General features: G+C 43.2%; 15 protein-coding genes and 2 riboswitches. All 15 genes read right to left on the minus strand.

Annotated features, from left to right (window positions below):
• Positions 1-111: 111 nt before the first annotated feature.
• A complete protein-coding gene (gene sufB, locus BQ5796_RS13260) occupies positions 112-1,509 on the minus strand; it encodes a Fe-S cluster assembly protein SufB (protein ID WP_071460647.1) in 1,398 nt (465 codons plus the stop codon).
• Between the two features lie 69 nt (positions 1,510-1,578).
• Positions 1,579-2,025 (minus strand): Fe-S cluster assembly sulfur transfer protein SufU, encoded by a 447-nt coding sequence (gene sufU, locus BQ5796_RS13265; RefSeq protein WP_071460648.1) that lies wholly within the window; start codon positions 2,023-2,025, stop codon positions 1,579-1,581.
• On the minus strand, positions 2,015-3,244 hold the full coding sequence (locus BQ5796_RS13270) for a cysteine desulfurase (protein ID WP_071460649.1): 1,230 nt from the start codon (positions 3,242-3,244) through the stop codon (positions 2,015-2,017). The genes sufU and BQ5796_RS13270 overlap by 11 nt, the downstream gene beginning before the upstream one ends.
• On the minus strand, positions 3,244-4,551 hold the full coding sequence (gene sufD, locus BQ5796_RS13275) for a Fe-S cluster assembly protein SufD (RefSeq protein WP_071460650.1): 1,308 nt from the start codon (positions 4,549-4,551) through the stop codon (positions 3,244-3,246). Before sufD ends, BQ5796_RS13270 begins: the two co-directional genes overlap by 1 nt.
• A 17-nt stretch (positions 4,552-4,568) precedes the next feature.
• Complete coding sequence (gene sufC, locus BQ5796_RS13280; protein ID WP_071460651.1) at positions 4,569-5,354, minus strand: Fe-S cluster assembly ATPase SufC; 786 nt, start codon at positions 5,352-5,354, stop codon at positions 4,569-4,571.
• 230 nt (positions 5,355-5,584) lie between these two features.
• Positions 5,585-5,737, minus strand: a complete 153-nt coding sequence (locus BQ5796_RS18905) for a YuzK family famiily protein (RefSeq protein WP_487246421.1) — start codon at positions 5,735-5,737, stop codon at positions 5,585-5,587.
• A gap of 224 nt (positions 5,738-5,961) precedes the next feature.
• Positions 5,962-6,330, minus strand: coding sequence for a carboxymuconolactone decarboxylase family protein (locus BQ5796_RS13285; protein ID WP_071460652.1), 369 nt, complete (start codon positions 6,328-6,330; stop codon positions 5,962-5,964).
• Between the two features lie 360 nt (positions 6,331-6,690).
• Positions 6,691-7,512: a MetQ/NlpA family ABC transporter substrate-binding protein gene (locus BQ5796_RS13290; RefSeq protein WP_071460653.1), complete on the minus strand. Its 822-nt coding sequence runs from the start codon at positions 7,510-7,512 to the stop codon at positions 6,691-6,693.
• Between the two features lie 13 nt (positions 7,513-7,525).
• A complete protein-coding gene (locus BQ5796_RS13295) occupies positions 7,526-8,191 on the minus strand; it encodes a methionine ABC transporter permease (RefSeq protein WP_071460654.1) in 666 nt (221 codons plus the stop codon).
• Positions 8,184-9,209 (minus strand): methionine ABC transporter ATP-binding protein, encoded by a 1,026-nt coding sequence (locus BQ5796_RS13300; RefSeq protein WP_071461303.1) that lies wholly within the window; start codon positions 9,207-9,209, stop codon positions 8,184-8,186. The genes BQ5796_RS13295 and BQ5796_RS13300 overlap by 8 nt, the downstream gene beginning before the upstream one ends.
• A 105-nt stretch (positions 9,210-9,314) precedes the next feature.
• Positions 9,315-9,429: riboswitch (SAM riboswitch) on the minus strand.
• A 77-nt stretch (positions 9,430-9,506) separates the two neighbouring features.
• Positions 9,507-10,826 (minus strand): O-acetylhomoserine aminocarboxypropyltransferase/cysteine synthase family protein, encoded by a 1,320-nt coding sequence (locus tag BQ5796_RS13305; RefSeq protein ID WP_200792885.1) that lies wholly within the window; start codon positions 10,824-10,826, stop codon positions 9,507-9,509.
• Positions 10,827-10,917: 91 nt separating this feature from the next.
• Positions 10,918-11,022, minus strand: a riboswitch (SAM riboswitch).
• Positions 11,023-11,257: 235 nt separating this feature from the next.
• Positions 11,258-11,581, minus strand: coding sequence for a thioredoxin family protein (locus tag BQ5796_RS13310; protein WP_071460655.1), 324 nt, complete (start codon positions 11,579-11,581; stop codon positions 11,258-11,260).
• Between the two features lie 5 nt (positions 11,582-11,586).
• Positions 11,587-11,940 (minus strand): toprim domain-containing protein, encoded by a 354-nt coding sequence (locus BQ5796_RS13315; protein WP_071460656.1) that lies wholly within the window; start codon positions 11,938-11,940, stop codon positions 11,587-11,589.
• A gap of 162 nt (positions 11,941-12,102) precedes the next feature.
• Entirely contained in the window at positions 12,103-12,342 is a 240-nt protein-coding gene (locus BQ5796_RS13320) for a YusG family protein (RefSeq protein WP_071460657.1), read from the minus strand.
• Positions 12,343-12,671: 329 nt separating this feature from the next.
• Positions 12,672-13,052 carry a glycine cleavage system protein GcvH gene (gene gcvH, locus BQ5796_RS13325; protein ID WP_071460658.1) on the minus strand — a complete coding sequence of 127 codons (381 nt, stop codon included), beginning with the start codon at positions 13,050-13,052 and terminating at the stop codon, positions 12,672-12,674.
• Between the last annotated feature and the right edge of the window lie 19 nt (positions 13,053-13,071).

Consider the following 13,071-nt stretch of genomic DNA (forward strand, 5'->3'; position numbering starts at 1 on the left):
ATCACGGTTGATTCTTACACAAATAATTTGTCCACGTCGGAAAGACCCGACAGAAACTTTGCTTACCCCAAAATAAAGAAAAACCCTTGATAAACAAGGGTTAATCATTCGTTATCCAATACTGCCTTCCATCTCGAACTTGATTAAGCGGTTCATTTCGACTGCGTATTCCATAGGCAGTTCTTTTGTAAATGGCTCGATGAAGCCCATGACGATCATTTCAGTAGCTTCTTCTTCGGAGATGCCGCGGCTCATCAAGTAGAATAGCTGTTCTTCCGAAACCTTGGACACCTTCGCTTCGTGCTCGAGGGAAATGTTATCGTTCAGGATTTCGTTGTATGGAATCGTATCGGAAGTCGATTTGTTATCCATGATAAGCGTATCGCACTCGATGTTTGCCCGAGCCCCGTCCGCCTTGCGACCAAAGTGGACAATACCACGGTATGTGACTTTACCGCCTTGCTTAGAGATTGACTTCGAGACGATTGTTGATGAAGTGTTTGGAGCAAGGTGAATCATTTTTGCCCCGGCATCCTGGTGCTGTCCTTTACCTGCAAGTGCGATGGAAAGGGTCATGCCCCTTGCGCCTTCGCCTTTTAGAATGACAGCAGGGTATTTCATCGTCAGCTTAGAGCCGATATTGCCATCGATCCATTCCATTGTCGCGTTCGCTTCGCAAACTGCGCGCTTCGTAACAAGATTATATACATTGTTCGCCCAGTTTTGAATCGTTGTGTAGCGGCAATACGCATCCTTCTTGATGATGATTTCTACAACCGCACTGTGCAGCGAGTTAGTCGTATACACAGGAGCAGTACATCCTTCAACATAATGGACATGCGCGCCTTCATCAACGATGATCAGCGTACGCTCGAACTGTCCCATATTTTCCGAGTTGATACGGAAATATGCCTGTAACGGAGTATCCACTTTTACGCCTTTAGGAACGTAGATGAAAGATCCGCCAGACCACACAGCAGAGTTAAGCGCCGCGAATTTATTGTCAGTTGGAGGGATTACTTTTGCCCAGTGCTCGCGGAAAATATCTTCGTTCTCTCTTAGCGCTGAATCGGTATCTTTGAATACGATTCCGAGCGCTTCAAGATCTTCCTTCATGTTATGATAAACAACTTCTGACTCATACTGTGCGGAAACACCTGCAAGATATTTCTGCTCAGCTTCCGGAATACCGAGCTTATCAAAAGTACGTTTAATTTCTTCCGGTACTTCATCCCAAGATTTCTCTGACTTCTCGGAAGGCTTAACATAATAAGTGATTTCATCAAAGTTCAGAGAAGCAAGGTCACCGCCCCATTGAGGCATTGGCATATTATAAAAATGCTCCAACGACTTCAGTCGGAAATCAAGCATCCATTGCGGCTCTTCCTTCATCTTTGAAATCTCTTCTACAATTTCACGTGTCAAACCGCGTTTTGAACGGAAAATCGATACATCTTTATCGGAAAATCCGTATTTATAATCACCGATCTCTGGCATCTTTTTAGCCATCGTCGAATTCCTCCATTTCTGCGAAAAGAACCCATTATCAAGGGCGCTATTTCGTTACTGTCCGAAACATTACTCTTCGGACTCTTCCTCCTTCAAGCCCTTCTCCATGGCTTTCCAAGCAAGGGTAGCGCATTTAATCCGTGCAGGAAACTTTGCAACACCTTGAAGCGCTTCGATATCGCCTAGGTCTATATCTTCCTCGTCGTAGTCATTCCCTAGCATCATACTAGAAAAAATATCAGCAAGCTTTAATGCCTCTTCAATTTTTTTCCCTTTGACAGCTTGGGTCATCATCGAAGCAGAGGACATCGATATCGAGCAGCCTTCCCCTTCGAACCGCGCATCTGTCACCACTTCGCCTTCCACATTCATGGTAAGCTGAATTCGGTCGCCGCAAGTAGGATTGTTCATATTGATTGTCAAGCTGCCGTCTTCAAGAACTCCTTTGTTGCGCGGGTTCTTGTAATGATCCATGATCACCTGACGGTACAATGTATCCAAATGATTAGAAGACATCGCTGAAATACTCCTTTGTTTTGACAAGGCCCTCTACCAGCCTGTCAATGTCTGCTTCTGTATTATAGAGATAGAAGCTCGCACGTGCTGTTGCAGAAGCATTCAACACTTTCATCAGCGGCTGGGCACAATGATGTCCTGCCCTTACAGCAATTCCCTCTGCATCAAGAACAGTTGCGGCATCATGCGGATGGACATCGCCGAGATTGAAAGTCACAAGGCCCGCCCTTTTTGCCGGATCCTGCGGTCCATATATAGTCATACCTTCAATTCCCGACATTCTTTCAAGCGCATATGCTACAAGCTTGTGCTCGTGAGCTTCGATGTTATCGAGTCCTATTTCATCAAGAAAGTCGATTGCTGCACCAAGTCCAATGGCACCGGCGATAATTGGTGTTCCTGCTTCGAATTTCCACGGAAGCTCTTTCCACGTAGAATCCTGCAAACCAACAAAGTCAATCATTTCTCCGCCGAACTCAATCGGTTCCATTTTCTCCAAAAAGCTTTTCTTTCCGTATAATACCCCAATTCCAGTCGGACCGCACATTTTATGACCAGAAAAAGCAAAGAAATCACAATCCAAATCCTGGACATCAATTTTCATATGCGGAGCACTCTGAGCACCATCTACTACCATGACTGCTCCATTTTCATGAGCGATGCGGGCAATTTCTTTGATTGGATTCATCACGCCAAGCACATTGGATACTTGCATGATGGAAACAACCTTCGTTTTTGGTGTTACCGTTTTCCTGACATCATCAAGCGAAATGGTTCCGTCCTCTTGCAGCGGAACATACTTCAGCACGGCGCCAGTAGCTTTTGCAGCCTGCTGCCAAGGAATGATATTGCTGTGGTGCTCCATGTAAGAGATCACAATTTCATCGTCTTCGGACAGATTGGCAAGCGCATAGCTGACAGCAACAGTATTTATTGCCGTTGTTGTTCCTCTTGTAAAAATAATTTCCTGCATGGACTTTGCATTGATGAATTTTCGGACTTTTTCCCTTGCTCCTTCATATCCATCGGTAGCCCTTGTGCCAAGCGTATGAACACCTCTATGAACATTGGAGTTATACTCTCTATAATAACGATCAAGTGCTTCAATTACCTGGATAGGCTTTTGTGATGTTGCAGCACTATCCAGATAAACAAGCGGGTTGCCGTTCACTTCCTGATCCAGAATAGGAAACTGCTTACGGATGTTGAGGATATCCATTACTTAACTTTCCTTTCAATAACCTCGACCAATTGCTTTTTAACTCCCTCAACCGGAAGTGCATTTACAACTGGTGCGAGGAAGCCGTGAATGACAAGCCTCTCCGCTTCTTCCTGAGAGATGCCGCGGCTCATTAAATAGTAAAGCTGGTTAGGATCCACACGGCCAACTGAAGCAGCGTGGCCTGCAGTAACATCATCTTCATCAATCAAAAGGATTGGATTTGCGTCGCCGCGCGCTTTTTCACTTAGCATCAAAACGCGTGATTCCTGCTCTGCATTGGATTTCGATGCTCCATGCTCTATCTTTCCGATACCATTAAAGATAGTCGTTGCACTTTCTTTCACAACGCCATGCTTCAGAATATAACCTTCAGAGTGCTTTCCAAAATGAGTGATCTTAGTCGTAAAGTTCTGCACTTGATCGCCATGTCCGACAACAACTATTTTTGTATCTCCGTATGAGCCGTCGCCTTCAAGGATTGTAACATTCTCTGAAATGGTGTTTCCATCGTTCATCTGGCCGAGTGCCCACTCAATTTTAGCATCCCGTCCGGCAATACCTTTACGGTTCACATAGACAGTTGTGCCTTTTGCAAGATTATCAACAGCGCCATATTGAATCTTTGAGTTTGTGCCGGCAATGACCTCAGATACAATATTCACCTGGCTGTTTGCATTGTCAACAGTAGAAATATAGTTTTCCACATAAACAACGCTGCTGTTATCCTCTGTCGCTACAATAACATGGTTGAACAAATTTGCTTCCGCATCGTCATGAAGAAAAATCGTTTGGACCGGCTCCTCGACAATTACGTTCTTCGGTACATAAAGAAATACTCCGCCATTAACAAAGGCAGCATGCAGCGCTGCAAGCTTATTTTCATCTGCTTTAACAGCTTTTTGCATGAAGTATTTTTCAAGCAAATCGCTGTGCTCTCTTGCAGCTGTATATATATCGGTAAAAATGACGCCTTTTTCCTGAAGCTCCGCAGAGACTTGCAAGTAAGCAGGCTTATTGTTCCGTTGGATATAAAGGCTGTTAGTTTTCTCAGCGCTCAAAAGAGATTGAACCTCTTCTGGAAGCTGATCAAGGCTTTCAAATGTTTCACTTGCAACTACAAGCTTGCTGAAATTTGTAAAGTTCCATTTATCAATCTTTGTTTTATCCGGTCTTGGCATTGGAAGCGTATCAGCTTTTTCAAGCGATTGTACGCGGAGTTTTGTCAGCCATTCCGGTTCGCCCATCTCCTTGGAGAAGGAAGTGATGTATTCCTGGTCAAACGGCAGTTTCGTTTCCGTAGTCATCTTGATCCTCCTAACGCTTACGCTTCTTGCCCTACTGTTTCGTCTTCGATTCCAAGTTCTTGTTTAATCCAGTCATAGCCTTCCGCTTCGAGACGCTGTGCAAGCTCTGGTCCGCCAGACTTGACAACGCGTCCCTGCATCATAACATGGACATGATCTGGTGTGATGTAGTTTAGCAGGCGCTGATAGTGTGTGATAATCAAGCAGCCAAACTCTTCTCCACGCATTTCATTGATACCTTTAGATACAACTTTCAGTGCATCGATATCAAGACCTGAGTCAATTTCATCAAGGATGGCGATTTTTGGCTCAATCATCATCAATTGAAGGATTTCGTTGCGTTTCTTTTCTCCACCCGAGAAACCTTCATTGAGATAGCGCTGTGCCATATCTTGGTCCATTTCAAGGAATTCCATTTTCTCATCCATTTTACGGATGAACTTCATTAGGGAAATTTCCTTGCCTTCTTCGCGTCTGCTATTAATAGCGGAACGAAGGAAATCTGCATTTGTAACACCGTTAATCTCGCTAGGGTACTGCATTCCAAGAAATAGACCTGCACGTGCTCTTTCGTCTACTTCCATTTCTAATACGTTTTCTCCGTCTAGCGTAATGGAACCTTTTGTCACGACATACTTCGGATGCCCCATGATTGCAGAAGAAAGCGTTGATTTTCCTGTTCCATTCGGCCCCATGATGGCATGAAATTCGCCGCCTTTGATTTCAAGGTTAACGCCTTTCAATATTTCCTTGCCTTCAATCTCAACGTGAAGGTCCTTAATTGATAATACAGATCCAGCCATATTCATTCCCTCCGTTATTAAAAAAAGAAATTATCCCTGAAAAAATGGGAAATGTTCTATTCTCATTCTATTCTCATTACAATCTTATAACAAATGAAAAGTGTTCGCAACTGTTTAAAATGAGAGTTGAAAAGAATCGTGATTTTGTCGCAGAGTGACTTTGCTAACTCTTCCTATTAATAAAAAGAAGAAACCAGTGCTTTCACACTGGTTTATCTATCTTATCCTAATCACGAATGGAGCTTACGGTCTATATCTGCCACCATTCGTTGGCTTTGAATGTAATCCCTCTCGCGTCTTCTTTCCACTCTCATCCTGGCCTCGTGCTTCTGACAGTATACTTCATAGCAAATACCGTGAGCTCCATGCATGGCCTTTTCCATTTCCGCTGTATAGTTCAGCTGTAACGGACTAATAGTGAATCATCCCTTCATGGTTACGCTTTTGTAGCGCGTTTTTTATGACTTCTTTATGTTAACACTTTTTCTATACCCTCTACAAAACCATAAAAACAGCCAATAATTGGCTATGAAGGGATGAAGCTTCATGTGTGCTTTAAAACCATTGCCGTTCGCCATAATCTGCGTTATTCTTCCCGTTTCCTGCTTTAGTGAGTTCCTTTTAAGTCGCTGACAGCCTCTTGGATTAGCGTAACCGCCTGGCTCATTGCCGCTCCGCCTCCTAGGGCAGCCGCAACTCCGACTGTTTCTAAAATTTGCTCTTCCGATGCGCCGTTATCAAGGCATCCTTTCACATGATAAATGATACAATATTCATCCTGCGCATGAAGAGAAATTCCAAGCGCAATCAGATGCTTGTCTCTAATGCTGACGCTCCCTTCCTTGAAGCACGCCTCGGTAAAAGCATTATAATGACGAGCAATTTCCGGCATTTTCGCTGTAAATAATCCAAGTCCTTGCTTATAGTCATGTAAAGCGCCTTCGGTACCATTATCATAATCGAATTCCTGTCCCATTCTTTACCCACTCCAATCATTGGTTCATTAAGAATAGTATGCTCGAACGGAAGGAGGAATATTACTAAGCCCATCGAAAAAGCCCTTAAGGATAGGCGTTGGATTTTATTGGAGCGGTTGATTTCCACTCCAGGATACTTATTAAATCATTAAATTGGACTTAACTATTCAACGTCCAAATTCCTATCCTCGATTTATGGTCAACATAAAAAGAACTATTAAAAACTGCTAGGAATACAATGAGGAAAAAGAGGACAAAAAAAGGTTCAATTCCAAAATACGGAATTGAACCGACTTATCATTTTAAGCATTAAAGAAAATTTAATAACCGGCAGATTCTAGAGTAGTCCCTTCTTTCTATTATTCAGAAACAGGAACAACTGCACCTTCATACTTTTCTAAAATGAAATCTTGAATTTCCTTTGAATGCAGCACTTCGATCAACGCTTTTATTTCCTTACGATCTTTGTCTCCTTTTCTGACGGCTACAATATTAACGTATGGAGAATCTTTTTCCTCGATTGCGATTGAATCCTTCAGCGGATTCAATTTTGCATCAATTGCATAGTTGGAGTTGATCAGCACTGCGTCGCCTTCACCATTATTGAAGATTTGCGGCAGCAACGGCGCTTCATATTCTGTATCGAACTTCAGGTTCTTCGGATTATCTTTGATATCTTTTATTGTTGCTTTTGTCTTGTCCACGCCGTCTTTCAGCGTGATTAGTTTTTCCTTCTCTAACAGGCTGAGCATCCTGCCATGGTCCGCCACAGAACTGCTCATAATGATGTGTCCGCCTTTCGGAAGATCGCTTAGTTTTTTATACTTTTTAGAATAGATTCCGATTGGTTCAATATGGATTCCACCAGCGATTTCAAAATCATACTTATGCTCTGCCATTTGCTGTTTGAGGTATGGGATATGCTGAAAATAGTTAGCATCCAATTTCTCTGATTTTAACGCCTGGTTTGGAACAACATAATCTTGAAACTTTTCGATTTGCAGCTCAATTCCTTTTTTCTCGAGCAGCGGCTTTGCTTCTTCAAGAATTTCCGCATGAGGCACATTTGATGCACCGACAACAAGTTTCTTGCTGTCTTTGTTATCTTCGCCTTTAGATCCACAAGCAGCAAGTGCAAGTGTTAATGCAATCGTCAATACAATACCAAACCATTTCTTCATCAATAACTCCCCTTTAACGTTTGTCTAGTTTTGTTGTGATATAGTCTCCAATAAACTGAATAGTAAAGACAATAATCAATATGATAATGGTTGCCACAAGAGTCACGTCACCCTGGCTGCGCTGGAATCCTTCAAGGTATGCAAGGTTTCCAAGACCCCCAGCCCCAATGACACCAGCCATTGCTGTATAGCTGACTAGCGCAATTGCTGTAACCGTAATGCCTGAAACAAGTGCAGGCATAGACTCTGGCAGCAGCACTTTCCAAATGATCGTTGGTGTTTTTGCTCCCATTGACTTAGCCGCTTCAATCACACCTTTGTCTATTTCCCTAAGCCCGATTTCTACCATTCTGGCATAGAACGGAGCAGCACCAATGATTAGCGCAGGCAACGCTGCATTCTCGCCAATCATCGTATCCATAATCAGCATCGTAAACGGAATAAGTAGAACAATGAGAATAATGAAAGGAATAGACCTGAAAATATTAACAAAAGCGCTTATAATAAAATTGATCGGCTTATTTTCCCATATATTTCCTTTAGCAGTAAGAAAAAGTAGCAGACCAAGCACGGTACCTAGGATAAAGGTTGCTACAACCGAGATAGCACTCATATAAAGCGTTTCAAGGGTAGCTTCCCACATTTCTTCCCAGACGACATTTGGTATTAATTCAGCCATGACTGATCACCTCCACTCCAACTTCTTGCTCTTTGATGAAGGTGAGAGCATTTGTTACATCCGGTTCTTCTCCATCAAGATGAATAAAAAGTGTTCCATAGGAACCGTTCTGCGTTTGAGATATTTTTCCCTGCAGGATATTTACCGTTAATGGAAACTTCCTGATCAGATTTGTAATCAACGGCTGTTCTGCACCTTCCCCGACAAACGTCAGCTGAATTACCTGACCTCTCGGGTAGTTTGCAAGCAAGTGGCCGATCGTTTCTTTTGTCTCTTCCGGCTCGGTCACCTGTTGAACAAATCTTTTGGTAACAGGCTTTTCCGGATTTTTGAAGACATGGAGCACAGGGCCTCTTTCCACAATCGCTCCGCCTTCCATAACAGCAACCCGATGACAAATTTTCCTAATAACATGCATTTCATGCGTGATCAACACTATTGTCAAACGTAATCTCTCATTAATATCAACAAGGAGATCGAGGATTGAGTCCGTTGTTTGAGGATCAAGTGCTGATGTAGCTTCATCACAAAGCAATACTTTCGGGTTATTTGCCAAGGCTCTTGCAATGCCGACCCTTTGTTTTTGACCGCCGCTGAGCTGAGAAGGATAAGCACCTTCTCGTCCATCAAGACCGACAAGGCTGATCAATTCTTTTACCCTTGAATCTCTCTCCTTCTTTGGAACTCCGGCTATCTCTAACGGAAAAGCAATGTTATCGGCAACCGTTCTAGACCATAGCAGGTTAAAATGCTGGAAAATCATCGATATTTCTTGCCTGGCTTTCCGAAGTTCTGCTCCCTTGATTCGAGAAACTTCCCTTCCTGCGACCGTGATACTTCCTTCTGTTGGTATCTCTAAGCCGTTCAGCATCCGGATGAGCGTGCTTTTACCAGCACCACTATATCCAATGACACCGAATATTTCTCCTTCTTTTATCTCAAGGTCGACTCTGTCAACTGCTTTAACTTCTCCTTGTCTGGAAGAATATACTTTCCTGACATTCTTTATTGATATCAAAAGATTCACCCTCTCTTGTTCCGCTATCTTCGCAAAATGATTCTTTTGTAAAATAATAAAGCCTTTCTGCATATGAGCAGAAAGGCATAAATCCAAGAAACCTTTCTCTCATCTTTCAAAGCAATCGCTTTGTGTGAATTGGCACCATTTCAATAAGTGAAAGCTTATTGACGGTTGCCGGGCTTCATCGGGCACATCCCTCCACCTCTCTTGATAAGAGCAATCTATTCGGCTGTTCATTTTTAACGTTGTGCGGTTAATTACGAGAGTGATTTTATCATGCTTGGAAAAGCAGTGTCAAGAAGAAATGTCGGTTGCGGCACTTCCAGTTTCCACCGCTTTCTCGATTGCCTGCGCTAGGTCTTCCAACAAATCTTCGATATTTTCAATTCCAACCGAGAGCCTGATTAAGTCTTCAGGTACACCTGCTGATGCGAGCCCTTCTTTATCCAGCTGCTGGTGAGTCGTGCTGGCAGGGTGAATAATCAGGCTTTTAGCATCCCCCACATTAGCCACATGGGACCAGAGCTTAACAGAGTCAATCAGCACTGCCCCAGCTTCTCTGCCGCCCTTAATACCGAAAACAACTACAGCGCCTGCTCCCCTTGGCAAGTACTTTTCTGCCAAACTGTGGTCAGGATGATTTTCAAGACCTGGGTGCGACACCCATGAGACAGCAGGATGTTCTTCAAGAAACGACGTCAGCTTCTTTGTATTGGAAATATGTTCTTTCATACGGACATGCAGAGTTTCAAGTCCAAGGGTGAATTGAAAAGCATTTTGCGGACTTAGTGATGCCCCGATATCTCTCAAAAGCTGAACGCGAGCTTTAACAATATAAGCAGCAGCGCCAATCGCTTCGCTGTAGACGATATCATGATAGCTGGAATCAGGCGTTGTGAATCCAGGGAACTTTGGTGAGTTCCACTCGAATATTCCGCCGTCAACAATGATTCCGCCAAGAGTGGTGCCATTTCCAAGCAGCCACTTGGTAGCAGAGTGAATCACAATATCAGCTCCATGCTCAATAGGACGGCAAAGGTAAGGAGTTGCAAAGGTATTATCGACAATGAGCGGGACTCCTGATTCATGGGCAATGTCTGCTACCTTTTCAATATCGAGCACCCTGAGGCTTGGATTGCCAATCGTTTCCGCATAGACTGCTTTTGTTTTTTCCGTTATCGCCTTCCGGAAGTTCTCAGGATCGGTCGGATCGACTAACTTTACCTTCACACCATACTTCGGAAGGGTTACGGCGAATAAATTATACGTTCCTCCATAGAGGTTGGAAGCTGCAACGATTTCATCACCTGCATGAGCGATATTTAAAATCGCTAGCGTAATTGCTGCCATTCCGCTCGATACTGCTAGTGCTCCCACACCTCCCTCTAAGAGGGCAACCCTCTCTTCAAAAACGGATACTGTCGGGTTGTGTATCCGGCTATAGATGTATCCTGGTTCCTCCAATGCGAACAGCTTTGCAGCATGGTCTGTACTCTTGAATTCATATGCATTGCTAGCATAAATAGGAACTGCCCTGGCGCCTGTTGCCAGATCAGGAGCTAGCCCCCCATGCACCCCTAATGTCTCAATCCTCAATTGTCTTTGTTCTGCCATGTCATCATCTCTTCCCAAAGTTTTTTTAGTCTCCTGCAGGAAGAAGAAATGAAAAAACCCTCTTCCTAAGAAGAGGGTGGTTCGTCATCTCTCCTTATCTTCCAGAGCGCGCTTGCTCTGATGGAATTAGCACCGTGTTAGCTAACCGGTTGCCGGGCTTCGCAGGGCCATGTCCCTCCGCCTCTCTTGATAAGAATATTCAGTTTTTAAGTTAAGAGAATCATATCATGATGGATAAGGTCAGTCAAATAATATTTTTCACTTTTCTCATAACTTGGTTAAAAACAGTATCGACTCTGCGAGAAGGTAGGAACGCAATTTCCCACTCGCTTCAAGAAGCTGCCAAAACGGCTTCCATCCTTTAAAGCTTTTCGACAATTACTTCAGCTCACAGCATTTTATGACTTTTCCCGGGAAATAATGTCTTAATTTCACTCTTTTACGCTACCAAAAATTTTTTTCACTTCTTCATACAAGTAAGGGACTGATTGAAAAGCGTATATCTTCTCTTCAAGGTTTCCGTTTTTCAGAAGGATCAAGCATGGTACACTTTCAATGCCGAACTGTTTCGCCAGTTCGTGGGTAAAATTCAGATCCGTTTTTCCGGATGGAATTTCAGGGAACATTGTAACTGTTATATCCAGCATGTTTCCCGCTACCCGGCATGTTCCACAAAGAGGAGTGTAAAAGTAAAGAATCCCGTCACTCCGGGATTGAAGCAAATCAAGGATTTTTTCTTTTGACCATTCTTCCATTTCGTTCATCCTTTTTCCAGGAACTGTGTATGCACATCAATATTCGCGCCGAGAAGGACTGTTGCTAGATGCTTCTCTGGGGCAGTTGCTACTTCCCTGTACATCCTGTCGATATACAAGTGGTTTGCTTCAGGAAATTCCCGCTTGAATTGTTTGCGAAGCTTTTCCCCTGATTCATCTGCGTCAACAAGAATATATACATCTTTATCGAACAGATTTTCAATTAGTTCATCGAGCTTTGAAACGCCAATTGTTCCATTAGTGCAAATAATTTCTACAGGCTCCTTTAAGATGACTTGAACCTTTTTCCGATCGGAGGATCCCTCCACAATTAGCACTTTTTCTAGTTCGTCCATCATTTTTACCACCGCCAGAATTGTCATACTAACAATATACTTTGTCGCTGTTTTTTTGTTTGTGCTGTTAACACTGTTGTTAACTCTATTGTTACTTTTTTCAAAGAATTTTGCAAAGATAATGTTCGACTTTCAGTATAGAAAAAAAGCGGGGAAATCCCGCTTTTAACACCAGCCACCTTCGTCACAGTCTGTGTACCTAGGCTGTGGTGATGACGGCACGGAAATACGCTGGTAAACCTTTTCACCATTCATTTCAAAATGGTTCTGCAGAGAAATGCCCGGTTGCGCAGGAAAAGGAATCTCTCCGACCTTTTCCTTTTCTAAATAAAGCACAATACGGCCACTTTCAAGCTTTCCAATCAATCTATCCGTCACATCCAGCTTTGTTCGCTCTAACGTCATCTTTAACACCCTTCTCCTTGTTGGATTGTTGGATGTAGTTTGCCCAATATCCTTAAAGAGAATTGACGACAAAATTAGGAAGCCATCCTATAAGGGGTTTCTCCTCTTTATTAAAATTTTTCGAAAAAAAAGCGCATCTGGAACCGATGATACATCCAATTTTTCTCCTGCTGAATACTGCTCTCCTTCGGATTTCTACGGTATAGCCAAAATCTAAACGGCAAACAATTTTTTCTTAACGCAATCGAAAATCCCCTATCGCCACATACAAAAGAAAAGACCGCAAACAAACTCAAATGCTGTTTGTCTGCAGTCTAAGGCGCTTCTCTTTATTCTTTTGTCATTTCGTCATATTGCTCTGCTGTCATCAGCTTGTCCAACTCACTTGCATCAGACAGTTCAATCACTACCATCCATGCTTTTTCGTATGGAGATTCATTCACGTATTCCGGATTATCGCCTAGATCTTCGTTTACTTCAACAACTGTACCGGAGACTGGAGCGTATAACTCGGATACAGTCTTAACAGATTCTACACTTCCGAATGGCTCGTCCGCCGTGACAGTATCGCCAACTTCTGGAAGCTCAACGAATACGATGTCTCCCAGCTCAGATTGTGCAAATTCAGTAATACCTACGCGTACTTTTTCCCCTTCTGTCTTGACCCATTCGTGTTCCTCGGAATAACGTAACTCTGCTGGTGTACTCATCAAAAAATCCCTCCACTTT

Origin of the sequence: Bacillus massilinigeriensis (assembly GCF_900111815.1) — a bacterium.
Classification (GTDB): Bacteria; Bacillota; Bacilli; order Bacillales; family Cytobacillaceae; genus Mesobacillus_C; species Mesobacillus_C mediterraneensis.